The sequence below is a fragment of the Vibrio tarriae genome (assembly GCF_002216685.1).
In the GTDB taxonomy this organism is placed as follows: domain Bacteria; phylum Pseudomonadota; class Gammaproteobacteria; order Enterobacterales; family Vibrionaceae; genus Vibrio; species Vibrio tarriae.
Genome location: NZ_CP022353.1, coordinates 2,455,607 through 2,482,171 on the forward strand (window position 1 = coordinate 2,455,607; position 26,565 = coordinate 2,482,171).

Sequence of the window (26,565 nt, forward strand, 5' to 3'; positions counted from 1 at the left end):
AATCAAGTCATGTCTATCAATTTCAAGTAGTCGGAAAGGATAACACCGTTTTGCCGCCTGAACCAACCGAATTCCCTAATTCTGATCGTAGGTCAAGTCATTTCACTGACCTGGTTTGCTTATTTTCAAGTCCGCTTCACCGAAATAAGCCGCTGATAAACTTATCTGTTACTTGGCCTATTGAGGTGCTCCGCAAACTGCTTTTATCGCATAGCGTAAAAATCTATTTTTGGCCATATTAAGTGCGTCATTTCATATAAACTAGGTCTGCGATTCATCATGCAACGAGCCAACTATGCACGCACTATTTACTTATTAACGACACAGCCGGAAGCTTTACATACCGGTATTCAGGCCGCGATTGAACTGTTGAACCTCCCTGTTCCTGTGATTGAGCCAGAACGCTTATTGCGAGAGTATCAATCCGATAAACACAAAATATTGTTGCTCGATCACGCGGAAAATACCCAAATTCGCCAGCAATTGGGTCCCCTCAAGCTGACCAGCCCCTATTTTGAAACCATTTTGTTTAATGTCGAGAAACGGTTAAGAACGGAAGATCTGCTCACTTTTGGCAACCTCAAAGGTCTATTTTACGCCAATGAAGACACAGGCTTTATTGCCCATGGTCTTGGGGAAATCATAAATGGCCAGAATTGGCTTCCCCGGCATGTCAGTAGCCAATTATTACATTACTATCGTTACGCTTTCCAAAGCCATCAAGCTCAATCGACGATCGATCTTACTGCGCGTGAAATCCAGATCCTACGTTGTTTACAAACCGGTGCATCGAATATGCAAATCGCTGAAAATTTATTTATTAGTGAGTTCACGGTGAAATCGCACCTTTATCAGATATTTAAAAAATTGAACGTTAAAAATCGGGTCAAAGCGATAGCTTGGGTCAATCAAAATTTACTGTGAAAACGCTCAACTGAGCAGGGTTAGCTGACCATAACGGAGCATAAAAAATGTAGTAACAATGCGACTTCACACACATTTTTTCGGCCAAGAGCGTCAACGTAATGCAGTCGCGAATAAGAAGTGGTAGAGTCGGCAAAAAATTTCTCCCTAGCACACCATAGAGCAAAATTATGATTAAGAAGTGTCTATTTCCGGCAGCTGGCTACGGTACACGATTCCTACCAGCGACTAAGTCGATGCCCAAAGAGATGATGCCCGTTGTTAACAAACCGCTGATTGAGTACGGGGTTGATGAAGCGATTCAAGCGGGTATCACAGGCATGTGTATTGTGACAGGTCGTGGTAAGCATTCGATCATGGATCACTTTGACATGAACTACGAGTTAGAGCACCAGATCCGCGGTACGAATAAAGAAGAGCTATTAGGTGATATCCGTAAAATCATCGAAAGCGCTAACTTTACCTTCATTCGCCAACGTGAAATGAAAGGCTTGGGTCATGCGATTTTAACCGGTAAAGAGCTGGTCGGTGATGAGCCGTTTGCCGTTGTACTAGCGGACGACCTGTGTGTGAATGAAGAGCAAGGCGTACTGGCGCAGATGGTTGCACTGTATAAACAGTTCCGCTGCTCTATCGTAGCCGTGCAAGAGGTTCCAGAAAACGAAACTCACAAATACGGTGTGATCGCGGGTGAGATGATCAAAGATGATCTGTTCCGCGTTGATAACATGGTCGAGAAGCCAGAACAGGGCACCGCACCAAGCAATCTCGCCATCATTGGTCGTTATATCCTAACGCCAGATATTTTTGACCTGATTGAACAGACCGAACCGGGCAAAGGTGGGGAAATTCAAATCACCGACGCACTGCTCAAACAAGCCAAAGCGGGTTGTGTACTGGCTTACAAATTTAAAGGTAAGCGCTTCGACTGTGGTAGCGTTGAAGGCTATATCGAAGCCACCAACTTCTGCTACGAGAACATGTACAAGAAAAACGACCAAAAAGTGGAGTTGGCTAAAAAGTCGACGCACAAAGGTCAGTAATTCGTTATCTAAATAATTCATTTAAAAGCCAACCTGCAACCTCTCAGGTTGGCTTTTTTGCTTTTGATACAACTGTTTTTTTATCCAGTAATTGCTTGCACTTTGTTCACGCTATGTAATACTTGCTGCACTTCGTTTAGCAAAGAGCAACCCAGATGGACAAAATCGAAGTACGCGGCGCTCGTACCCATAACCTCAAAAATATCAATCTGACCATTCCTCGTGACAAATTGATTGTCATCACCGGCCTCTCTGGTTCAGGTAAATCCTCACTGGCTTTTGATACGCTGTACGCAGAAGGTCAACGGCGTTATGTCGAATCACTCTCGGCTTATGCGCGCCAATTCCTTTCTCTGATGGAAAAGCCGGATGTAGACCACATTGAGGGGCTTTCACCCGCGATTTCGATTGAGCAGAAGTCCACTTCCCATAACCCACGCTCTACTGTGGGTACAATTACGGAAGTGTATGACTATTTACGTCTACTCTACGCTCGGGTTGGTGAGCCACGCTGCCCAGAACACCAAGTGCCACTAAAAGCGCAAACCATCAGTCAAATGGTAGACAAAGTACTGGAATTGCCAGAAGGCAGCAAAATGATGCTGCTGGCAACCATAGTCAAAGAGCGCAAAGGCGAACACGTTAAAACATTGGAAAACCTTGCTGCGCAGGGCTTTATTCGTGCGCGTATCGATGGTGAAACCTGCGATCTGACCGATCCACCGAAACTCGAACTGCACAAAAAGCACACCATTGAAGTAATTGTCGACCGTTTCAAAGTGCGTAGTGATCTGCAGCAACGCTTAGCCGAATCCTTTGAAACCGCCTTGGAACTTTCCGGCGGTATCGTCGTTGTCGCACCGATGGAAGGTGATGGCGAAGAGCAGATTTTCTCGGCTAACTTTGCTTGTCCACATTGCGGTTACAGCATGCGCGAGCTTGAACCACGCCTGTTCTCCTTCAACAACCCAGCCGGTGCCTGCCCAACCTGTGATGGTTTAGGAGTACAGCAGTATTTCGATCCAGATCGAGTGATTCAAGATGTCAATTTAAGTTTGGCCCAAGGGGCGATCCGTGGTTGGGATCAAAAGAACTTTTATTATTTCCAGATGCTGACTGCACTGGCCGAGCACTACGATTTTGATATACACACGCCCTTCAATAAGCTGAGCAAAAAGATTCAGGAAATCATTCTGCACGGCTCTGGTCGCACCGAAATTGAATTTAAGTACATCAATGATCGGGGTGATATTCGCCTTAAAAAACATCCTTTTGAAGGGATTTTGCATAATTTGGAGCGCCGCTATCGCGATACCGAATCTAACTCGGTGCGTGAGGAGCTGGCAAAATACATCTCCAACAAGCCTTGCAGCAGTTGTGATGGTACGCGCTTAAAAATCGAGGCACGCAATGTGTTTATTAATGATACTGCACTGCCAACGATTGTAGAACTGAGCATTGCTGATGCGCTAACGTTCTTCCAAGAGCTCAAACTGGAAGGCCAACGTGCACAAATCGCTGAAAAAGTGATGAAAGAGATTAATGACCGACTGCAATTTTTGGTCAATGTCGGGCTCAATTACTTAAATCTCTCGCGCAGCGCCGAGACGCTTTCCGGTGGTGAAGCTCAGCGGATTCGCCTAGCCAGTCAGATTGGTGCCGGTTTAGTCGGTGTGATGTATGTCCTCGATGAACCCTCGATTGGCCTCCACCAACGCGACAACGAACGCTTGCTGCAAACCCTCACCCACTTACGCAATCTCGGTAATACCGTTTTAGTGGTTGAGCATGATGAAGATGCGATTCGCATGGCAGATCATGTGATTGATATTGGCCCAGGTGCTGGCGTACACGGCGGCATGGTGGTTGCCGAAGGTAATGTAGAGGAAATCATCGCTAATCCAAATTCACTCACCGGTCAATATCTCAGTGGCGTGAAAAAAATTGCGGTACCAGAACAGCGTACACCGAGAGATGTGAAGAAAACCGTGGAGCTCAAAGGTGCAGTCGGTAATAACTTAAAAAATGTTGACCTGTCTATCCCTGTTGGCCTGTTTACTTGTGTGACGGGCGTTTCAGGCTCGGGAAAATCCACCCTGATCAACGATACCTTCTTTAAGATTGCCCATACCGCACTCAATGGCGCGACGACGGCGACACCTGCGCCTTATCGCTCCATTCAAGGTCTAGAACACTTTGATAAAGTGATCGATATCGATCAGAGCCCAATTGGTCGCACTCCTCGCTCCAACCCTGCCACTTACACCGGAATCTTCACTCCAATCCGTGAATTGTTTGCTGGAACACAAGAGTCTCGCTCGCGTGGTTATCAACCGGGGCGCTTTAGTTTCAACGTGCGTGGCGGTCGTTGTGAAGCATGCCAAGGTGATGGTGTGATCAAAGTTGAAATGCACTTTTTACCGGATGTGTATGTGCCTTGTGATGTGTGTAAAGGCAAACGCTATAACCGAGAAACCTTGGAAGTGCGCTACAAAGGCAAGACCATTGATGAAGTTTTGGCAATGACCGTTGAAGACGCACGCGAATTTTTTGACCCAGTGCCGGTGATAGCGCGTAAGCTACAAACCTTGATGGATGTTGGGCTTTCTTATGTTCGCCTCGGTCAATCGGCAACTACCCTCTCTGGCGGAGAAGCACAGCGGGTGAAGCTAGCACGCGAGCTTTCCAAACGTGATACTGGAAAAACCTTGTATATTCTGGACGAGCCTACCACAGGGCTACACTTCCACGATATTCAACAACTGCTTACCGTGTTGCATCGCCTACGCGATCACGGCAACACGGTCGTAGTGATCGAACATAACTTAGATGTGATCAAAACAGCCGACTGGATTGTCGACCTAGGCCCAGAAGGTGGCCAAGGTGGTGGCCTTATTATTGCAGAAGGGACACCGGAAGATGTGGCGCAGATCGAAGCTTCACACACCGCACGCTTCCTCAAGCCTTTGTTGAATTAGAAAAAAAGGCTAAAGTATCGAAACCAGCGAACTCTGCGCTGGTTTCGTTTTTTTAAGGTGAGCTGCATGGCAACGTTGCTATTAAGTGGAACCCGGTTAGAGCCTCACGCGCCGAGCATTCCTCTCAATAAACCCTTTCTTTTTTCATTGGCAGTGTTGTATCTGCTGGCCATGCATTTCTTCATGCCCAATCCCGGTGGGGCGGGGTTAGCACTCTCCTTTAATAACACCACTTGGATAGCTCTAAGCATCACACTCGCAGTGGGTCTGTATCAGCTTGCCAACAATCAAGCCCTACGTTACTCAAAGCTCACCATTGGCCTTTGGATCAGTTGTACTTTGCTAACTCTGCCACTGGTGTATGCGAATGCAGATTGGCTCAATGCCACAAGTCGACTGATTGGCTTATGGGCAGGATTCTGCTTGTTTGTGATGTTGCAACAATTTCGGTTTAGCAATAAACATAAACAACGTTTACTGTGGTTTATTCTGCTGGCTACAGTAATCGAAGCCATCATGGGTCTTATCCAATATTTTTGGTTAGATCTGGGAAACCCGTTTGGGTATGACACCCTCGCCAACCGTCCTTATGGTATTTTTCAACAACCGAATGTCATGGCAAGTTTTCTTGCAACCGGATTAGTGCTTTCTGGTTATTTACTGGCAAGACAACCAGAAAAATATGATTCGCCCTTAAGTAAAATTGGCATTCTTTATCTCACGCCACTACTTACCTCCCCTCTTTTGGTGGTGCTTGCCTCACGCACAGGATGGATAGCCAGCTTACTTAGCATTATTCTCGTTGCGCCATATCTTCGTCGATTTGCATCACGCCAACGTTTTAGCCTCTGGGTGTTAGCCATTGTGGTTGGTGTCTGCGCCGGAGTTGCAGCGATGTATAGTCAAGAAACCTCTGGGTTTGTGGCGAATAAAGCAGATCTCGAAAGCCCACGCCGCTACACCTTTCCACAAGCAGTTGACATGATCATCGAAAAACCCTTTACCGGTTATGGATACGGTAAATTTGAAGCGCAATATTTACTTTATACCGCTCGTCAACATCAGTTGAACAACACCTATCCCGCAGGGCTTGCGGCGATGGATCATCCGCATAATGAGATCTTGTACTGGGGGGTTGAGGGCGGTTTGCTGCCCGTGTTGGGAATATTACTTGCCGCTTGCTTCTGCACTTTGCGCATTTATGCCGCCAAACGAGGCACCCGTTTAGCCATGCTGGCGCTGTTCGTTCCTATCACGTTGCATGCTCAATTGGAGTATCCGTTTTACCACTCCGCCATTCACTGGATCACGTTTATTATTTTGATCTACTGGGTCGATCAGCGGGTTGCACGTTATCGTATCGTCCGTTTCAGTGGGCTGAGTAAATCCCTACTACGTATTAATAGCTTGGTATTACCGATTGTCACCATTTTGTATATGGGCACAGCTTTACACACCAATTATGTACTCACTCAATTTGAAAAATCGAAGCCGAGAGATCCCGAATTACTTAAACAAGTCACCAATCCCTTAGTGTGGCAAGATCGATTCGATTGGGACATCTACAGCACCTACCTAGAACTCGGACTGTATGAACAAAAAGCAGAACTGATCCAACCGTATGTGGATTGGTCATTACAGGTGATTCAACACAAGCCACGCCCAGCCTTCTATACCAACCTGATTTTGGCCTACCAAGGCTTGGGAGATACGAGTCGCGCCCAGCAAATTCGTACTGAAGCGGAATTTCTGTTCCCCAATCAGGATTTCAGTACCGTCCAATACCAAGCGCCCGCAAAGGCAACAAGCACCACATCCGGCGCAGAACAAGCCCCCTCAGCGGCAACACCTTAATCTCAGATCGAATCAGGGTGGCCTAAGCCACCCTGATTTCTACTTCACTCCGCTTTGCATTAACGCAGCGACTCTTCGAGCGCTCGCAAACACAGCGCGATATTTTCTGAACGCGCGCCATAGCCCATAACCCCAATGCGCCACGCTTTGCCGGCTAATGCCCCAAGCCCCGCGCCAATTTCCAAATTGTATTCATTGAGTAAATGGCTGCGCACTTTGGCTTCATCAATGCCTTCTGGTACATAAATCGCATTCAACTGCGGTAACCGATAGGGCTCTGCCACCACAAATTGAAAGCCGAGTTGCTCTAACCCTTGTTTGAGCTTCTCATGCATCACACGATGGCGCTGCCACGCGTGCTCTAAACCTTCTTGTTGCAAAAGCAGTAACGCTTCGTGCAGCGCGTACAAACTATTAACCGGAGCGGTATGGTGATAACTACGCTTACCTGCGCCACTCCAATAACCTAATACCAAGCTTTGATCCAAGAACCAGCTTTGAATCGGTGTTTTTCGTGATTGAATCTTCTCAATTGCACGAGGTGAAAACGTCAACGGAGCCAATCCCGGCACACAAGAGAGGCATTTTTGGCTGCCAGAATACACCGCATCCAGGTGCCACTCATCCACCAGCAGGGGAACGCCGCCAAGCGACGTCACCGCATCGACAATCGTCAACAAACCATGCTGCTTCGCTAGAGCACCTAACGCTTGCGCGTCACTTAAGGCTCCGGTTGATGTTTCTGCTTGTACAAAAGCCAGTATTTTCGCATCCGGATGCTCATCTATCGCGGCTTGCACTTTTTCAACGCTGACTGGGCAACCCCATTCATCATCAACCACCACAACTTCGGCCCCACAACGCACAGCGTTATCGCGCATCCGCTCACCAAACACCCCATTGCGGCAAACAATCACTTTATCGCCCGGCTCGACGAGGTTAACAAAACAAGCTTCCATACCCGCACTACCCGGCGCAGAAACGGCAATCGTGAATTCGTTTTCAGTTTGGAAGGCATATTTCAAGAGCTGTTTCAGCTCATCCATCATACCGATAAACAGTGGATCAAGATGACCAAGCGTTGGGCGGCTCAGCGCTTGCAGAACTTGAGGGGAAATAGCCGAAGGCCCAGGGCCCATCAAGATCCGATGAGGGGGAATAAAACTGCGAATTGTCATAACGACTCCTTGTTGTGGCGACCAGAACCACTAGCCTAATGCAATTCAGTAGCAGCAACAATTCGACCTATGTCCAGAGTGTTAATCCTTGTCACACTAATGTCATTTTTATTTGCACTTTTAGAACATTTTGTCGTTGACAAGATTTCGCCAACACCGTTCAATGTGTGAGCTATCTAGCAGAAGAGGAGCACTGCCCAGGCAGATGTTTTGTGGAGCCTCAACTCCAATACAGAACATTCAGGGGGAGTAGTGCCGAGGTGAATCAAAGTTGTGGCTTTGGTTTATCGGTTGAACGGGCTGAATCCCTTCAACTGTCATCAGCTCGAATCTGATGAAGAGCTTCTGAGGGAAATCTTTCTATAGTCACTCCTCTATTTTGCTCTATAAAAAACACTCTCTTCACAACATTGGACGTTGGGTTACCAACAACTCGTTTTTCAGGAAGTCTGGGAGAATTGCCGTGAGCACATTTAACGTCGCCAAATTTGGTGGTACTAGTGTCGCCAACTTTGAAGCCATGAGCCGTTGTTCGGCCATTATCGAAAACAATCCACAAACACGCTTAGTGGTCAGCAGCGCCTGCTCTGGGGTGACCAATTTATTGGTCGAACTCGCCAATGGCGTGGCCTCAGCTGAACGCCGCCAAGCCATTTTGCAACAGTTGGCCGATATCCATTATGTGATTATCGACCAGCTCGCCGATCCGACACGCGTCGAAAAAGAAGTCAAAGCCGTGCTAGATTCTGTGGCCAGTGCTGCAGAAGCGGCGTCATTTCAATCCAGTAAAAAACTGACCGACCATCTCGTCGCCTGTGGTGAGCTCATCTCCACCTACATCCTGGCTCAACTAATGCGTGAGCGTGGTGTCGACGCGGTACGTTTTGATATCCGCGAAGTGCTACGCACTGACGATCATTACGGTCGCGCCGAACCTCAATTGAAAGAAATCGCTCAATTAGCCAAAGAGAAACTGGTACCACTGTGTGAGCAATATGTCGTTGTGACTCAAGGCTTCATCGGCTCTGATGCGCAAGGTAATACCACCACTTTAGGCCGCGGCGGCAGTGATTATTCAGCCGCTTTGATTGCCGAAGCCGTGCAAGCTTGTGGCTTGGAAATTTGGACTGACGTACCGGGGATCTACAGTACCGATCCACGTATCGCGCCAAAAGCAGCGCCGATTCCTGAGATAAGCTTTAGCGAAGCCTCAGAAATGGCCAATTTTGGTGCCAAGATTTTGCATCCATCCACCTTGCTTCCAGCGGTACGCCATGGCATTCCCGTGTTTGTTGGCTCATCAAAAGAACCGGAAAAAGGCGGCACTTGGATCCGTAAACAAGTCGAAAGCGCGCCACTGTATCGCGCACTTGCACTACGCTGTAATCAAACCATGGTGACACTGCGTAGCGCGCAGATGTTCCATGCTTACGGTTTCCTCGCCAAAGTGTTTGAAATTCTCGCCAAGCATAAAATTTCGGTCGATCTCATCACCACATCAGAAATCAGCGTGTCACTGACACTGGATAAAACCGATACTTCAGGCGGTGCACCAGAATTGCCTGAAGCGGTGCGCGCGGAGTTAGAAGAGCTGTGCACGGTCGAAGTTGAATACAACCTGTGTTTGATTGCTCTGATCGGCAACAAGATGAAAGAGAGCCGCGGCTATGCCAAACAAGTATTCAGCGTATTGGAAGATTACAACCTCCGCATGATTTGCTATGGCGCCAGCGCGCATAACCTCTGTTTCTTGCTGCATGAATCTGTCTCTAAGCAAGCGGTGCAGAAGCTGCATAAAGAGCTGTTTGAGCAAGAGTAAAATCAAACTCGCGAGATAAAAACCAGAGGCCACATGATGTGGCCTCTTTTATTGTGGCTGGTGGTCTTACTGATTAAGCATCAAGGTTAGGCGCTAGCCACTTTTCAGCTTCTTCCAAACTCCAACCTTTACGCTCAGCGTAGCTGTGCAGTTGATCTTGTTGGATCTGCGCAACCGCAAAATAGCGAGAATCTGGATGCGAGAAATACCAACCGGATACCGAAGCGCCCGGCCACATCGCATAGCTAGTGGTCAGTGACATACCGATAGTCTCTTCGACATTCAGCATCTGCCACAAAGTCGCTTTCTCGGTATGCTCAGGGCACGCGGGATACCCCGGCGCTGGTCGAATGCCCTGATAACGCTCACGGATCAGTTCATCATTGGAGAGATTTTCATCGCTCGCATAACCCCAAATCTCTTTACGCACTTTTTCATGCAGATATTCCGCAAAGGCTTCCGCCAAACGATCGGCTACCGCTTGGATCATGATCGCATTGTAATCATCACCCTGAGCTTTAAAAGCATCGGCCAACGCTCGCTCACCAATGCCACCAGTTACTGCAAACGCGCCAATCCAATCGCGCTTACCGCTCTCTTTCGGGGCGACGTAATCCGACAAACAGTAGTTGGCCCCTTTCGGTTTCTCAGTCTGCTGACGCAAGTTGTACAGCACATGCGCTACTTGCGTACGTGACTCATCACGGTAAACCTCAATGTCATCGCCCACGCTCGCAGCAGGGAACAGCGCACACATACCACTGGCTTTCAGTAGCCCCTCTCGTTCTACTTTATCAAGCAAAGCATTGGCATCATGGAACAGACGTTGAGCTTCTTCACCGACTTCTTCATGCTCGAATATCGCTGGGTATTTGCCCATCAACGACCAAGTCATAAAGAAAGGCGTCCAGTCGATGTAAGGACGTAGTGTGGCTAACGCAATGTTTTCAAACACATGCACACCCGGTTTCGCAGGAGCGGGCGGCGTGTAATTTGCCCAATCCAGCGCCGCTTTATTAGCACGTGCCTGCTCTAACGTGACTGGGCGCGATTTGGGCGTTTTACGAGCATGCTGATCACGCGTGCGCTCATAATCGAGATCCAAACGTTCGATAAATCCGGGGCGCAGTTCATCAGACAATAATGATGTGCACACCCCTACCGCGCGCGACGCGTTATTCACGTACACCACAGGCGCATGATAATTCTGTTCGATCTTCACCGCAGTATGCGCTTTTGAGGTCGTTGCTCCACCAATCAAGAGTGGCAGCTCAAAGCCTTGTCGCTCCATCTCTTTCGCCACGTGTACCATCTCATCCAAAGACGGCGTGATAAGACCAGAGAGACCGATGATATCGACATTTTGCTCGCGTGCGACTTTGAGGATCTGCTCACAAGGCACCATCACGCCAAGATCAATAATTTCATAATTATTGCACTGCAGTACCACACCAACGATGTTCTTGCCGATGTCGTGCACATCGCCTTTTACGGTCGCCAGCAAAATCTTACCGTTTGAAGTACTACCGCTTTTTAGCGCGTTAATGAAAGGCTCAAGGTACGCCACCGCTTGTTTCATCACACGTGCCGATTTCACCACTTGCGGTAAGAACATTTTTCCTTCACCAAACAAGTCACCGACCACGTTCATGCCATCCATCAACGGCCCTTCAATCACATCCAACGGCTTACTGGCTTGCTGACGCGCCTCTTCAGTATCTTGGACGATAAATTCGGTGATACCTTTGACTAAAGCGTGCTCCAGACGTTTAGCAACAGGCCATGTGCGCCACTCTAATGCAGAGGCATCCTCTTCTTTACCGACACTGTTTTCGCGATACGCTTCCGCAATTTCAAGCAGTCTTTCCGTGCCATCGTTACGTCGATTGAGGATCACATCTTCCACTGCCTCACGCAGTTTCAGCGGAACGTTATCGTAGATTTCAAGCTGCCCTGCGTTGACAATCCCCATGTCCATACCATGTTTAAAGCAGTGATAAAGGAATACAGCATGGATCGCTTCACGCACATAGTTGTTGCCGCGGAAAGAGAAAGAAACGTTCGACACACCGCCGGAAATCATCGCATGCGGCAGCTCACGCTTAATGTCAGCCACCGCATTAATGAAGTCCAGAGCGTAGTTATTGTGCTCATCAATTCCGGTCGCAACGGCAAAGATGTTCGGGTCGAAAATAATATCTTCTGGTGGGAAGCCCACTTCATCGACCAAAATATGGTAAGCCCGACGACAGATCTCCAATTTGCGCTCGCGAGTATCCGCTTGGCCCACCTCATCAAACGCCATCACAATCACGGCGGCACCATAACGGCGCACCAATTTGGCTTGAGCAATAAACTTCTCTTTGCCTTCTTTAAGAGAAATCGAGTTGACGATACCTTTACCCTGAATACATTTCAGCCCCGCTTCAATCACCTCCCATTTTGAGGAGTCCACCATCACCGGAACTTTGGAGATTTCTGGTTCAGAGGCGCATAGATTCAAAAAGCGCACCATACACGCCTCCGCGTCCAACATGCCTTCATCCATGTTGATGTCGATGATCTGCGCGCCATTTTCTACCTGCTCGCGCGCGACATCCAACGCCTCATCGTATTGCTCTTCTTTAATTAAACGCTTAAAACGCGCTGAACCGGTGACGTTAGTCCGTTCGCCCACGTTAACAAACAGTGTTTCAGGGCCAATATTCAGCGGCTCTAACCCTGAGAGGCGACATTCCACTTTCAGCTCGGGTAAAGCCCTTGGTTTCACACCATCGACGGCCTTGGCAATCGCCGCGATATGCTCAGGTGTCGTACCACAGCAGCCTCCGACCAAGTTCAAAAAGCCCGCTTGCGCCCATTCGGCAATATGTTCTGCCATCTCTTCGGCAGAGAGATCGTATTCACCAAACGCATTCGGTAACCCCGCATTAGGGTGCGCGGAAACATAGCATTCCGAAATGCGGGAAAGCTCTTCCACGTACTGGCGCAGCTCATCAGGGCCTAACGCACAGTTCAAGCCAAACGAAATCGGTCGTACATGACGCAAGGCGTTATAGAAAGCTTCTGTCGTCTGTCCAGACAACGTACGCCCCGAAGCATCGGTAATCGTGCCGGAAATCATCACAGGTAAACTGATGCCGAGCTCTTCAAATACGCTATCGACCGCAAACGCACAGGCTTTGGCGTTAAGCGTATCGAAAATGGTTTCAATAAGAATTAGATCGCTGCCGCCCTCGATCAACGCACGTGTCGATTCAGAATAGGCTTCAACAAGCCCATCAAAAGTGACATTACGAAACCCTGGATCGTTCACATCAGGTGAAATAGAACAAGTACGGTTGGTTGGACCAAGCACACCAGCCACATAGCGTGGTCGGCTTGGATCTTTAGCCGTCCACTCATCCGCGACTTCACGTGCAAGCTTAGCCGCGGCAAAGTTAATTTCGGCGCTGAGCGATTGCATGTCATAGTCAGCCATGGCAATCGTGGTCGAGTTAAAGGTGTTGGTCTCAAGAATATCCGCCCCCGCTTCAAGGTAAGCGGAGTGAATCTCTTTAATTATTTGCGGCTGAGTAAGCACTAAGAGGTCGTTATTTCCTTTCAGATCACAGTGCCAATCGACAAATCGTGCACCGCGATAGTCTTCCTCTTGTAACTTATAACTCTGAATCATGGTACCCATACCACCATCAATCAGTAGGATACGTTGTTTCAATTGCTGTTCGAGTTGTTGTCTTACTTCTTTTCCCACAATACCGCCTCATTCCTTATGCGTTTGCCACATCCTATCACACAAAATTCAGAAATCTAGACGTCTAAAACAACCATTCTTTCGTTACTCACCTTGACGATGTGAGCTGAACCCTATGTGATGAAAAAGTATTTGCTATTTACTCAACAGAGAAAGACAATTTCGTTCACAAATTGTTACACACACTGAGAAGAGAATGTCCGTCTACTACACTTTGTGCTTCCTCTCTGCGGCAGCCATGTTGATTGCATTTATTAATAGCAAGATCAGCCGAATGCAGACTACCATCGCAATCACCGCAGGTTCGATGATGTTATCGTTACTGATCTTGATCGCGGGTCAAAACGACTGGTTTCATCTCAATCAAATCGCCACCGAAACCGTCACCAGTATTAACTTTGAAAATTTTCTGCTCAAAGGGATTTTAGGGTTTCTTCTTTTCGCTGGAGGTCTTGGCATTAAGCTGCCAAATCTAAAAGATCAGAAATGGGAAATTACGGTATTGGCTCTTGGCGCAACGCTGTTTTCGACTTTCTTTATTGGATTTACTCTCTATGGTTTCTGCCAATTAATCGGTATCCAGTTTGATTTGGTTTACTGCTTGTTATTTGGCGCACTCATTTCCCCCACCGACCCAATTGCTGTCCTCGCGATTGTCAAAAAGCTCAAAGCACCGAAACGTATTTCTACCCAAATTGAAGGCGAATCGCTGTTTAACGATGGTTTTGGCTTGGTTATCTTCGTGACCATCTTTACCATCGCTTTCGGGCATGAAACACCAACGGTTGGCAGCGTTACCCTCCTCTTCATCCAAGAAGCGATCGGTGGCATTGTTTACGGTTTCTTATTAGGTCTCCTGTTCCACTACCTGATTTCAGCAACCGATGACCACTCTATGGAGCTGTTGTTAACCATAGGTATTCCAACGGCAGGTTATGCCTTTGCTGATGTAATTCACGTTTCAGGCCCACTCGCGATGGTGGTCTCTGGCATCATGATTGGTAACTGGACTCGATTTATTGGCTTCTCAAAAGAGAGTGAAGAACATCTCGATCACTTCTGGGAACTCGTAGACGAATTTCTCAACGGCGTCCTATTCCTGCTGATTGGTATGTCAATGCTACTGTTTGAGTTCCACCAAGAAGACTGGATCTTGATGGCTTTTGCAGTTCCACTGGTGTTATGTGGCCGCTACCTCAGCGTATTTGTCTCCTACATCGGATTTAAACGCTACCGTAGTTACAACCCTTGGTCGATTCGTATTCTGACTTGGGGTGGCTTACGTGGAGGACTCGCGTTAGCGATGGCGCTCTCAATACCTTCTGGAATCATGGTAATTCCTGAGAAATTGATTGATGTAAAAGAGCTGATTCTGGTGATGACTTACGCCGTGGTAGTCTTTTCTATCCTAGTTCAAGGCTCAACCATTACTCCTATGATTGAGAAAGCTAAAAAGGCTGAAAAAACCCTCCAAGCTGAAAGAAATACAGGCAATCAATCCCCTATGCCTCAGCAAGAACAACAACACTAATCTCCGTTGTTTAATCGACAAACCGCAGTTAAACACTGCGGTTTTTTATTACCCTTAAAATCCTCTCTCTGATGACTAGACGACTTAAATGACTTGGGCCTGCAGGTAGGCGATAAATGAGCAAATACATATGCGCATAAATTACCTAAGCCTTGGTTTATGGGCTTGAAGCTACAGCGGTTTCTGCTGCATTTGTTTACCGAGTTTTCTCCAAACACATAGTGCATATAGACTCTGATGGATAAGCTTAAGGATAACGTTGATAAAGTACACTCGTAGGATAAACGCAAAAGACGCAAAGACAAAAAGAGCAGTAAGAAGAGTTGAACAGTTTGGGATGATTGAACATCCTAGAAGATGAATACTGGGATAGGCGATAAGCGGTAATTACCTATGGCTTTCAATGATTTCCAGAAAGCAAAAAACCCAGTCCTAAGACTGGGTTTCTCAAATAAGTGGCGGAGCGGACGGGACTCGAACCCGCGACCCCCGGCGTGACAGGCCGGTATTCTAACCGACTGAACTACCGCTCCGCTGTCTGGTTAGACGTTTCGTCTACTTTTTTTTGCCTTTAGATTTTTCTTAAAATCTAAAAACAACAAGTTAAAGCCTGGCGATGTTCTACTCTCACATGGGGAGACCCCACACTACCATCGACGCTGTTTCGTTTCACTTCTGAGTTCGGGATGGGATCAGGTGGGTCCAAAACGCTATGGCCGCCAAGCAAAATTCTGTTTTTGATTTCACTTTTTCTTAAAAAGTGATAACCAACAATTCTGGAAAGCTGTCTTCGTTCTCAACACATTCTTATGCGCTTAACTTTGAGTCCACTACAAAACCCCTTGGGTGTTGTATGGTTAAGCCTCACGGGCAATTAGTACAGGTTAGCTCAACGCCTCACAACGCTTACACACCCTGCCTATCAACGTTCTAGTCTCGAACAACCCTTTAGGACGGTTAAACCGTCAGGGAAGACTCATCTCAGGGCTCGCTTCGCGCTTAGATGCTTTCAGCGCTTATCAATTCCGAACTTAGCTACCGGGCAATGCGTCTGGCGACACAACCCGAACACCAGAGGTTCGTCCACTCCGGTCCTCTCGTACTAGGAGCAGCCCCCTTCAATCTTCCAACGCCCACGGCAGATAGGGACCGAACTGTCTCACGACGTTCTAAACCCAGCTCGCGTACCACTTTAAATGGCGAACAGCCATACCCTTGGGACCGACTTCAGCCCCAGGATGTGATGAGCCGACATCGAGGTGCCAAACACCGCCGTCGATATGAACTCTTGGGCGGTATCAGCCTGTTATCCCCGGAGTACCTTTTATCCGTTGAGCGATGGCCCTTCCATACAGAACCACCGGATCACTATGACCTGCTTTCGCACCTGCTCGAACCGTCATTCTCGCAGTTAAGCGGGCTTATGCCATTGCACTAACCTCACGATGTCCAACCGTGATTAGCCCACCTTCGTGCTCCTCCGTTACTCTTTGGGAGGAGACCGCCCCAGTCAAACTACCCACCAGGCACTGTCCTCAACCCAGATAATGGGTCTAAGTTAGAACATCAAACATACAAGGGTGGTATTTCAAGGACGGCTCCAACGCAACTGGCGTCACGTCTTCATAGCCTCCCACCTATCCTACACATGTAGGTTCAATGTTCAGTGCCAAGCTGTAGTAAAGGTTCACGGGGTCTTTCCGTCTAGCCGCGGGTACACTGCATCTTCACAGCGATTTCAATTTCACTGAGTCTCGGGTGGAGACAGCGTGGCCATCATTACGCCATTCGTGCAGGTCGGAACTTACCCGACAAGGAATTTCGCTACCTTAGGACCGTTATAGTTACGGCCGCCGTTTACCGGGGCTTCGATCAAGAGCTTCGCTTACGCTAACCCCATCAATTAACCTTCCGGCACCGGGCAGGCGTCACACCGTATACGTCATCTTGCGATTTTGCACAGTGCTGTGTTTTTAATAAACAGTTGCAGCCACCTGGTATCTGCGACTCTCGTCAGCTCCATCCGCGAGGGACTTCACCATCAAGAGCGTACCTTCTCCCGAAGTTACGGTACCATTTTGCCTAGTTCCTTCACCCGAGTTCTCTCAAGCGCCTTGGTATTCTCTACCCGACCACCTGTGTCGGTTTGGGGTACGATTCCTGACTATCTGAAGCTTAGAGGCTTTTCCTGGAAGCATGGCATCAATGACTTCACTGCCGTAGCAGCTCGACGTCGTGTCTCAGCCTTAGAGAGAGCCGGATTTACCTAACTCTCAAGCCTACGCACTTGAACCAGGACAACCGTCGCCTGGCCCACCTAGCCTTCTCCGTCCCCCCATCGCAATAGTCAGAAGTACGGGAATATTAACCCGTTTCCCATCGATTACGCCTTTCGGCCTCACCTTAGGGGTCGACTCACCCTGCCCCGATTAACGTTGGACAGGAACCCTTGGTCTTCCGGCGGGGAGGTTTTTCACCCCCCTTGTCGTTACTCATGTCAGCATTCGCACTTCTGATACCTCCAGCAAACCTTACGATTCACCTTCAACGGCTTACAGAACGCTCCCCTACCCAATATCTAAAAGATATTGCCGCAGCTTCGGTGTATTGCTTAGCCCCGTTACATCTTCCGCGCAGGCCGACTCGACTAGTGAGCTATTACGCTTTCTTTAAATGATGGCTGCTTCTAAGCCAACATCCTAGCTGTCTGAGCCTTCCCACATCGTTTCCCACTTAGCAATACTTTGGGACCTTAGCTGGCGGTCTGGGTTGTTTCCCTCTCCACGACGGACGTTAGCACCCGCCGTGTGTCTCCCGGATAGTACTTACTGGTATTCGGAGTTTGCAAAGGGTTGGTAAGTCGGGATGACCCCCTAGCCTTAACAGTGCTCTACCCCCAGTAGTATTCGTCCGAGGCGCTACCTAAATAGCTTTCGGGGAGAACCAGCTATCTCCGAGTTTGATTGGCCTTTCACCCCTAGCCACAAGTCATCCGCTAATTTTTCAACATTAGTCGGTTCGGTCCTCCAGTTGATGTTACTCAACCTTCAACCTGCCCATGGCTAGATCACCCGGTTTCGGGTCTATATCCAGAGACTGAGCGCCCAGTTAAGACTCGCTTTCGCTACGGCTCCCCTATACGGTTAACCTTGCCACTGAATATAAGTCGCTGACCCATTATACAAAAGGTACGCAGTCACACCACGAAGGTGCTCCTACTGCTTGTACGTACACGGTTTCAGGTTCTATTTCACTCCCCTCACAGGGGTTCTTTTCGCCTTTCCCTCACGGTACTGGTTCACTATCGGTCAGTCAGGAGTATTTAGCCTTGGAGGATGGTCCCCCCATATTCAGACAGGATATCACGTGTCCCGCCCTACTCGATTTCACGCTCGATGAAGCGTCGGTTACGGGGCTATCACCCTGTATCGCCAAGCTTTCCAGCTTGTTCACCTACTTCACCGAGCGCTTAAGGGCTAATCCAGGTTCGCTCGCCGCTACTACCGGAATCTCGGTTGATTTCTTCTCCTCGGGGTACTTAGATGTTTCAGTTCCCCCGGTTTGCTCTGTTAACCTATGGATTCAGTTAACAGTAACTGCTTATGCAGTTGGGTTTCCCCATTCGGAAATCGCAGACTCAAACGGCTCTTACTGCCTTATCTGCGCTTATCGCAAGTTAGTACGTCCTTCATCGCCTCTGACTGCCCAGGCATCCACCGTGTACGCTTAGTCACTTAACCATACAACCCGAAGGAGTTTCGGGTTGTTGTTTAAACAACCTAAGTTGTCTCGCGTTTAATTTACATGAGTGCGAAACAGATTTTGCCGGACTCAAATTTTGAACAAGACCGAAGTCTTATTCGATACCAAGCACACTTGAATGTGTTGTTGGTGTTTATCTTTCGATAAACATTGAGAACTTTACAAACAACAATAATTTGTTGTTTTGTCAGCTTTCCAAATTGTTAAAGAGCAAAGTACTTCTTATCACTAAGAGCCACTTTTTAAGGACTTTCGGCGGCAAAAATCCGAACCACGCAGTGTTGGGTGGTTTGGAAATTTATTCCAAAAATGCTTAAAGAGTGGTGGGCGATACCGGGTTCGAACCAGTGACCCCCTGCTTGTAAGGCAGGTGCTCTCCCAACTGAGCTAATCGCCCACATGTTTTACTTCCTGTGGAGGAAGGAAATGGTGGGTCGTATAGGATTTGAACCTATGACCAATTGGTTAAAAGCCAACTGCTCTACCACTGAGCTAACGACCCATTAACTTCTCAAGGGAAGTGGTATCCCGTAGGGGAGTCGAACCCCTGTTACCGCCGTGAAAGGGCGGTGTCCTAGGCCTCTAGACGAACGGGACACTAAGATACTCTTCTCTAATCTAAACCGAATCAATCTGTGTGGACACTCATCACGATAACCATCGTGTAAGGAGGTGATCCAGCGCCAGGTTCCCCTAGCGCTACCTTGTTACGACTTCACCCCAGTCATGAACCACAAAGTGGCAAGCGTCCTCCCGAAGGTTAAACTACCTGCTTCTTTTGCAGCCCACTCCCATGGTGTGACGGGCGGTGTGTACAAGGCCCGGGAACGTATTCACCGCAACATTCTGATTTGCGATTACTAGCGATTCCGACTTCATGGAGTCGAGTTGCAGACTCCAATCCGGACTACGACGTACTTTGTGAGATTCGCTCCACCTCGCGGTATCGCTGCCCTCTGTATACGCCATTGTAGCACGTGTGTAGCCCTACTCGTAAGGGCCATGATGACTTGACGTCGTCCCCACCTTCCTCCGGTTTATCACCGGCAGTCTCCCTGGAGTTCCCACCATTACGTGCTGGCAAACAAGGATAAGGGTTGCGCTCGTTGCGGGACTTAACCCAACATTTCACAACACGAGCTGACGACAGCCATGCAGCACCTGTCTCTCAGTTCCCGAAGGCACAAGACTGTCTCCAGTCTCTTCTGAGGATGTCAAGAGTAGGTAAGGTTCTTCGCGTTGCATCGAATTAAACCACATGCTCCACCGCTTGTGCGGGCCCCCGTCAATTCATTTGAGTTTTAATCTTGCGACCGTACTCCCCAGGCGGTCTACTTAACGCGTTAGCTCCGAAAGCCACGACTCTAGGTCACAACCTCCAAGTAGACATCGTTTACGGCGTGGACTACCAGGGTATCTAATCCTGTTTGCTCCCCACGCTTTCGCATCTGAGTGTCAGTATCTGTCCAGGGGGCCGCCTTCGCCACCGGTATTCCTTCAGATCTCTACGCATTTCACCGCTACACCTGAAATTCTACCCCCCTCTACAGTACTCTAGCTTGTCAGTTTCAAATGCGATTCCTAGGTTGAGCCCAGGGCTTTCACATCTGACTTAACAAACCACCTGCATGCGCTTTACGCCCAGTAATTCCGATTAACGCTTGCACCCTCCGTATTACCGCGGCTGCTGGCACGGAGTTAGCCGGTGCTTCTTCTGTAGGTAACGTCAAATGATTAAGGTATTAACTTAACCACCTTCCTCCCTACTGAAAGTACTTTACAACCCGAAGGCCTTCTTCATACACGCGGCATGGCTGCATCAGGCTTGCGCCCATTGTGCAATATTCCCCACTGCTGCCTCCCGTAGGAGTCTGGACCGTGTCTCAGTTCCAGTGTGGCTGATCATCCTCTCAGACCAGCTAGGGATCGTCGCCTTGGTGAGCCCTTACCTCACCAACTAGCTAATCCCACCTGGGCATATCCGGTAGCGCAAGGCCCGAAGGTCCCCTGCTTTGCTCTTGCGAGGTTATGCGGTATTAGCCATCGTTTCCAATGGTTATCCCCCTCTACCGGGCAATTTCCCAGGCATTACTCACCCGTCCGCCGCTCGCCACCCAAGGAACAAGTTCCTCTGTGCTGCCGCTCGACTTGCATGTGTTAGGCCTGCCGCCAGCGTTCAATCTGAGCCATGATCAAACTCTTCAATTAAAAGTTTTTTTGAAGCTTTCGCTTCGGCTCAATGAATACTGATTACATTCTTTGCTTAATAAAAAGCGAAGTAATGTTGAATTGACTGTGCTGAATGATTGCTCATTCAAATGGTCACTCAGTTCATTGATAAATCTTTTTTGATTATCATCAACGAGTGCCCACACAGATTGATTGGTTTATATTGTTAAAGAGCTTGGCTTTCAGTACCTTAGCACGTCAGCGAGGTGCGTATAATACGCTTCCCACTTTGAAAGTCAACATAAAACTCTAAAATTTTTAGAACTTTATGGTGACTCGTCTATTGCTAGACCAGTCGGACCTTTTGTCTTCACTTTTTAAAAGTGAAAATAAATAGGAGCCTGGCGATGTTCTACTCTCACATGGGGAGACCCCACACTACCATCGACGCTGTTTCGTTTCACTTCTGAGTTCGGGATGGGATCAGGTGGGTCCAAAACGCTATGGCCGCCAAGCAAAATTCTGTTTTTGATTTCACTTTTTCTTAAAAAGTGATAACCAACAATTCTGGAAAGCTGTCTTCGTTCTCAACACATTCTTATGCGCTTAACTTTGAGTCCACTACAAAACCCCTTGGGTGTTGTATGGTTAAGCCTCACGGGCAATTAGTACAGGTTAGCTCAACGCCTCACAACGCTTACACACCCTGCCTATCAACGTTCTAGTCTCGAACAACCCTTTAGGACGGTTAAACCGTCAGGGAAGACTCATCTCAGGGCTCGCTTCGCGCTTAGATGCTTTCAGCGCTTATCAATTCCGAACTTAGCTACCGGGCAATGCGTCTGGCGACACAACCCGAACACCAGAGGTTCGTCCACTCCGGTCCTCTCGTACTAGGAGCAGCCCCCTTCAATCTTCCAACGCCCACGGCAGATAGGGACCGAACTGTCTCACGACGTTCTAAACCCAGCTCGCGTACCACTTTAAATGGCGAACAGCCATACCCTTGGGACCGACTTCAGCCCCAGGATGTGATGAGCCGACATCGAGGTGCCAAACACCGCCGTCGATATGAACTCTTGGGCGGTATCAGCCTGTTATCCCCGGAGTACCTTTTATCCGTTGAGCGATGGCCCTTCCATACAGAACCACCGGATCACTATGACCTGCTTTCGCACCTGCTCGAACCGTCATTCTCGCAGTTAAGCGGGCTTATGCCATTGCACTAACCTCACGATGTCCAACCGTGATTAGCCCACCTTCGTGCTCCTCCGTTACTCTTTGGGAGGAGACCGCCCCAGTCAAACTACCCACCAGGCACTGTCCTCAACCCAGATAATGGGTCTAAGTTAGAACATCAAACATACAAGGGTGGTATTTCAAGGACGGCTCCAACGCAACTGGCGTCACGTCTTCATAGCCTCCCACCTATCCTACACATGTAGGTTCAATGTTCAGTGCCAAGCTGTAGTAAAGGTTCACGGGGTCTTTCCGTCTAGCCGCGGGTACACTGCATCTTCACAGCGATTTCAATTTCACTGAGTCTCGGGTGGAGACAGCGTGGCCATCATTACGCCATTCGTGCAGGTCGGAACTTACCCGACAAGGAATTTCGCTACCTTAGGACCGTTATAGTTACGGCCGCCGTTTACCGGGGCTTCGATCAAGAGCTTCGCTTGCGCTAACCCCATCAATTAACCTTCCGGCACCGGGCAGGCGTCACACCGTATACGTCATCTTGCGATTTTGCACAGTGCTGTGTTTTTAATAAACAGTTGCAGCCACCTGGTATCTGCGACTCTCGTCAGCTCCATCCGCGAGGGACTTCACCATCAAGAGCGTACCTTCTCCCGAAGTTACGGTACCATTTTGCCTAGTTCCTTCACCCGAGTTCTCTCAAGCGCCTTGGTATTCTCTACCCGACCACCTGTGTCGGTTTGGGGTACGATTCCTGACTATCTGAAGCTTAGAGGCTTTTCCTGGAAGCATGGCATCAATGACTTCACTGCCGTAGCAGCTCGACGTCGTGTCTCAGCCTTAAAGAGAGCCGGATTTACCTAACTCTCAAGCCTACGCACTTGAACCAGGACAACCGTCGCCTGGCCCACCTAGCCTTCTCCGTCCCCCCATCGCAATAGTCAGAAGTACGGGAATATTAACCCGTTTCCCATCGATTACGCCTTTCGGCCTCACCTTAGGGGTCGACTCACCCTGCCCCGATTAACGTTGGACAGGAACCCTTGGTCTTCCGGCGGGGAGGTTTTTCACCCCCCTTGTCGTTACTCATGTCAGCATTCGCACTTCTGATACCTCCAGCAAACCTTACGATTCACCTTCAACGGCTTACAGAACGCTCCCCTACCCAATATCTAAAAGATATTGCCGCAGCTTCGGTGTATTGCTTAGCCCCGTTACATCTTCCGCGCAGGCCGACTCGACTAGTGAGCTATTACGCTTTCTTTAAATGATGGCTGCTTCTAAGCCAACATCCTAGCTGTCTGAGCCTTCCCACATCGTTTCCCACTTAGCAATACTTTGGGACCTTAGCTGGCGGTCTGGGTTGTTTCCCTCTCCACGACGGACGTTAGCACCCGCCGTGTGTCTCCCGGATAGTACTTACTGGTATTCGGAGTTTGCAAAGGGTTGGTAAGTCGGGATGACCCCCTAGCCTTAACAGTGCTCTACCCCCAGTAGTATTCGTCCGAGGCGCTACCTAAATAGCTTTCGGGGAGAACCAGCTATCTCCGAGTTTGATTGGCCTTTCACCCCTAGCCACAAGTCATCCGCTAATTTTTCAACATTAGTCGGTTCGGTCCTCCAGTTGATGTTACTCAACCTTCAACCTGCCCATGGCTAGATCACCCGGTTTCGGGTCTATATCCAGAGACTGAGCGCCCAGTTAAGACTCGCTTTCGCTACGGCTCCCCTATACGGTTAACCTTGCCACTGAATATAAGTCGCTGACCCATTATACAAAAGGTACGCAGTCACACCACGAAGGTGCTCCTACTGCTTGTACGTACACGGTTTCAGGTTCTATTTCACTCCCCTCACAGGGGTTCTTTTCGCCTTTCCCTCACGGTACTGGTTCACTATCGGTCAGTCAGGAGTATTTAGCCTTGGAGGATGGTCCCCCCATATTCAGACAGGATATCACGTGTCCCGCCCTACTCGATTTCACGCTCGATGAAGCGTCGGTTACGGGGCTATCACCCTGTATCGCCAAGCTTTCCAGCTTGTTCACCTACTTCACCGAGCGCTTAAGGGCTAATCCAGGTTCGCTCGCCGCTACTACCGGAATCTCGGTTGATTTCTTCTCCTCGGGGTACTTAGATGTTTCAGTTCCCCCGGTTTGCTCTGTTAACCTATGGATTCAGTTAACAGTAACTGCTTATGCAGTTGGGTTTCCCCATTCGGAAATCGCAGACTCAAACGGCTCTTACTGCCTTATCTGCGCTTATCGCAAGTTAGTACGTCCTTCATCGCCTCTGACTGCCCAGGCATCCACCGTGTACACTTAGTCACTTAACCATACAACCCGAAGGAGTTTCGGGTTGTTGTTTAAACAACCTAAGTTGTCTCGCGTTTAATTTACATGAGTGCGAGACAGATTTTGCCGGACTCAAATTTTGAACAAGACCGAAGTCTTATTCGATACCAAGCACACTTGAATGTGTTGTTGGTGTTTATCTTTCGATAAACATTGAGAACTTTACAAACAACAATAATTTGTTGTTTTGTCAGCTTTCCAAATTGTTAAAGAGCAAGATTTTCTAATGAAAACCATTTTTAAACATTCTCAGCGAAAACGCTTAAAGATGGTATCCCGTAGGGGAGTCGAACCCCTGTTACCGCCGTGAAAGGGCGGTGTCCTAGGCCTCTAGACGAACGGGACACTAAGATACTCTTCTCTAATCTAAACCGAATCAATCTGTGTGGACACTCATCACGATAACCATTGTGTAAGGAGGTGATCCAGCGCCAGGTTCCCCTAGCGCTACCTTGTTACGACTTCACCCCAGTCATGAACCACAAAGTGGCAAGCGTCCTCCCGAAGGTTAAACTACCTGCTTCTTTTGCAGCCCACTCCCATGGTGTGACGGGCGGTGTGTACAAGGCCCGGGAACGTATTCACCGCAACATTCTGATTTGCGATTACTAGCGATTCCGACTTCATGGAGTCGAGTTGCAGACTCCAATCCGGACTACGACGTACTTTGTGAGATTCGCTCCACCTCGCGGTATCGCTGCCCTCTGTATACGCCATTGTAGCACGTGTGTAGCCCTACTCGTAAGGGCCATGATGACTTGACGTCGTCCCCACCTTCCTCCGGTTTATCACCGGCAGTCTCCCTGGAGTTCCCACCATTACGTGCTGGCAAACAAGGATAAGGGTTGCGCTCGTTGCGGGACTTAACCCAACATTTCACAACACGAGCTGACGACAGCCATGCAGCACCTGTCTCTCAGTTCCCGAAGGCACAAGACTGTCTCCAGTCTCTTCTGAGGATGTCAAGAGTAGGTAAGGTTCTTCGCGTTGCATCGAATTAAACCACATGCTCCACCGCTTGTGCGGGCCCCCGTCAATTCATTTGAGTTTTAATCTTGCGACCGTACTCCCCAGGCGGTCTACTTAACGCGTTAGCTCCGAAAGCCACGACTCTAGGTCACAACCTCCAAGTAGACATCGTTTACGGCGTGGACTACCAGGGTATCTAATCCTGTTTGCTCCCCACGCTTTCGCATCTGAGTGTCAGTATCTGTCCAGGGGGCCGCCTTCGCCACCGGTATTCCTTCAGATCTCTACGCATTTCACCGCTACACCTGAAATTCTACCCCCCTCTACAGTACTCTAGCTTGTCAGTTTCAAATGCGATTCCTAGGTTGAGCCCAGGGCTTTCACATCTGACTTAACAAACCACCTGCATGCGCTTTACGCCCAGTAATTCCGATTAACGCTTGCACCCTCCGTATTACCGCGGCTGCTGGCACGGAGTTAGCCGGTGCTTCTTCTGTAGGTAACGTCAAATGATTAAGGTATTAACTTAACCACCTTCCTCCCTACTGAAAGTACTTTACAACCCGAAGGCCTTCTTCATACACGCGGCATGGCTGCATCAGGCTTGCGCCCATTGTGCAATATTCCCCACTGCTGCCTCCCGTAGGAGTCTGGACCGTGTCTCAGTTCCAGTGTGGCTGATCATCCTCTCAGACCAGCTAGGGATCGTCGCCTTGGTGAGCCCTTACCTCACCAACTAGCTAATCCCACCTGGGCATATCCGGTAGCGCAAGGCCCGAAGGTCCCCTGCTTTGCTCTTACGAGGTTATGCGGTATTAGCCATCGTTTCCAATGGTTATCCCCCTCTACCGGGCAATTTCCCAGGCATTACTCACCCGTCCGCCGCTCGCCACCCAAGGAACAAGTTCCTCTGTGCTGCCGCTCGACTTGCATGTGTTAGGCCTGCCGCCAGCGTTCAATCTGAGCCATGATCAAACTCTTCAATTAAAAGTTTTGTGAAGCTTTCGCTTCGGCTCAATGAATACTGATTACAT

At 48.8% G+C, this 26,565-nt stretch carries 8 protein-coding genes, 5 tRNA genes, 6 rRNA genes and 1 riboswitch; of the genes, 6 read left to right on the forward strand and 13 right to left on the reverse strand.

What is annotated here, in order from left to right:
* Window positions 1-279: 279 nt before the first annotated feature.
* The 4 genes from CEQ48_RS16970 (at window position 280) to CEQ48_RS16985 (ending at window position 6,799) form a co-directional block, all read left to right on the forward strand.
* Window positions 280-924: a LuxR C-terminal-related transcriptional regulator gene (locus tag CEQ48_RS16970; protein ID WP_089072044.1), complete on the forward strand. Its 645-nt coding sequence runs from the start codon at window positions 280-282 to the stop codon at window positions 922-924.
* A 170-nt stretch (window positions 925-1,094) separates the two neighbouring features.
* Window positions 1,095-1,967 carry a UTP--glucose-1-phosphate uridylyltransferase GalU gene (gene galU, locus CEQ48_RS16975; protein WP_181710841.1) on the forward strand — a complete coding sequence of 291 codons (873 nt, stop codon included), beginning with the start codon at window positions 1,095-1,097 and terminating at the stop codon, window positions 1,965-1,967.
* A gap of 155 nt (window positions 1,968-2,122) precedes the next feature.
* Complete coding sequence (gene uvrA, locus CEQ48_RS16980; RefSeq protein WP_089072046.1) at window positions 2,123-4,945, forward strand: excinuclease ABC subunit UvrA; 2,823 nt, start codon at window positions 2,123-2,125, stop codon at window positions 4,943-4,945.
* Between the two features lie 66 nt (window positions 4,946-5,011).
* A complete protein-coding gene (locus tag CEQ48_RS16985) occupies window positions 5,012-6,799 on the forward strand; it encodes a PglL family O-oligosaccharyltransferase (protein WP_198301187.1) in 1,788 nt (595 codons plus the stop codon).
* Window positions 6,800-6,858: 59 nt separating this feature from the next.
* On the opposite strand, the gene CEQ48_RS16990 is transcribed toward CEQ48_RS16985, so the two are convergent.
* A complete protein-coding gene (locus tag CEQ48_RS16990; RefSeq protein WP_089072048.1) occupies window positions 6,859-7,977 on the reverse strand; it encodes a pyridoxal-phosphate-dependent aminotransferase family protein in 1,119 nt (372 codons plus the stop codon).
* Window positions 7,978-8,152: 175 nt separating this feature from the next.
* Window positions 8,153-8,330: riboswitch (Lysine riboswitch) on the forward strand.
* Window positions 8,331-8,440: 110 nt separating this feature from the next.
* Here CEQ48_RS16990 and lysC point away from each other — a divergent pair.
* Window positions 8,441-9,796, forward strand: a complete 1,356-nt coding sequence (gene lysC, locus CEQ48_RS16995; RefSeq protein ID WP_089072049.1) for a lysine-sensitive aspartokinase 3 — start codon at window positions 8,441-8,443, stop codon at window positions 9,794-9,796.
* A gap of 73 nt (window positions 9,797-9,869) precedes the next feature.
* Here lysC and metH read toward each other — a convergent pair whose 3' ends face one another.
* Complete coding sequence (gene metH, locus CEQ48_RS17000; protein ID WP_089072050.1) at window positions 9,870-13,550, reverse strand: methionine synthase; 3,681 nt, start codon at window positions 13,548-13,550, stop codon at window positions 9,870-9,872.
* A 196-nt stretch (window positions 13,551-13,746) separates the two neighbouring features.
* Between metH and CEQ48_RS17005 the strand changes: the two genes are divergently transcribed.
* Window positions 13,747-15,081, forward strand: coding sequence for a cation:proton antiporter (locus CEQ48_RS17005; RefSeq protein WP_089072051.1), 1,335 nt, complete (start codon window positions 13,747-13,749; stop codon window positions 15,079-15,081).
* A gap of 456 nt (window positions 15,082-15,537) precedes the next feature.
* Here the strand turns inward: CEQ48_RS17005 and CEQ48_RS17010 are convergent.
* The 11 genes from CEQ48_RS17010 to CEQ48_RS17065 form a co-directional block, all read right to left on the reverse strand.
* A tRNA-Asp gene (locus CEQ48_RS17010) sits at window positions 15,538-15,614 on the reverse strand.
* Window positions 15,615-15,689: 75 nt separating this feature from the next.
* Window positions 15,690-15,805 (reverse strand): 5S ribosomal RNA (gene rrf, locus CEQ48_RS17015).
* Between the two features lie 129 nt (window positions 15,806-15,934).
* Window positions 15,935-18,821: ribosomal RNA gene (locus CEQ48_RS17020) — 23S ribosomal RNA — on the reverse strand.
* A gap of 343 nt (window positions 18,822-19,164) precedes the next feature.
* Window positions 19,165-19,240: transfer RNA gene (locus tag CEQ48_RS17025), tRNA-Val, on the reverse strand.
* 30 nt (window positions 19,241-19,270) lie between these two features.
* Window positions 19,271-19,345, reverse strand: a tRNA-Lys gene (locus CEQ48_RS17030).
* 19 nt (window positions 19,346-19,364) lie between these two features.
* A tRNA-Glu gene (locus CEQ48_RS17035) sits at window positions 19,365-19,440 on the reverse strand.
* Window positions 19,441-19,508: 68 nt separating this feature from the next.
* Window positions 19,509-21,051, reverse strand: a 16S ribosomal RNA gene (locus CEQ48_RS17040).
* A 360-nt stretch (window positions 21,052-21,411) separates the two neighbouring features.
* Window positions 21,412-21,527, reverse strand: a 5S ribosomal RNA gene (gene rrf, locus CEQ48_RS17050).
* A 129-nt stretch (window positions 21,528-21,656) separates the two neighbouring features.
* Window positions 21,657-24,543, reverse strand: a 23S ribosomal RNA gene (locus tag CEQ48_RS17055).
* A gap of 288 nt (window positions 24,544-24,831) precedes the next feature.
* A tRNA-Glu gene (locus CEQ48_RS17060) sits at window positions 24,832-24,907 on the reverse strand.
* Window positions 24,908-24,975: 68 nt separating this feature from the next.
* Window positions 24,976-26,518, reverse strand: a 16S ribosomal RNA gene (locus CEQ48_RS17065).
* The 16S, 23S and 5S rRNA genes sit together here with 5 tRNA genes alongside, the layout of an rRNA operon.
* Between the last annotated feature and the right edge of the window lie 47 nt (window positions 26,519-26,565).

What these genes read in the sequence shown, in the direction of transcription:
- galU (WP_181710841.1), top strand. Translation starts at nt 1,095, where the DNA reads ATGATTAAGAAGTGTCTATTTCCGGCAGCTGGCTACGGTACACGATTC.
- CEQ48_RS16990 (WP_089072048.1), bottom strand. Translation starts at nt 7,977, where the DNA reads ATGACAATTCGCAGTTTTATTCCCCCTCATCGGATCTTGATGGGCCCT.
- CEQ48_RS16970 (WP_089072044.1), top strand. Translation starts at nt 280, where the DNA reads ATGCAACGAGCCAACTATGCACGCACTATTTACTTATTAACGACACAG.
- uvrA (WP_089072046.1), top strand. Translation starts at nt 2,123, where the DNA reads ATGGACAAAATCGAAGTACGCGGCGCTCGTACCCATAACCTCAAAAAT.
- CEQ48_RS16985 (WP_198301187.1), top strand. Translation starts at nt 5,012, where the DNA reads ATGGCAACGTTGCTATTAAGTGGAACCCGGTTAGAGCCTCACGCGCCG.
- CEQ48_RS17005 (WP_089072051.1), top strand. Translation starts at nt 13,747, where the DNA reads ATGTCCGTCTACTACACTTTGTGCTTCCTCTCTGCGGCAGCCATGTTG.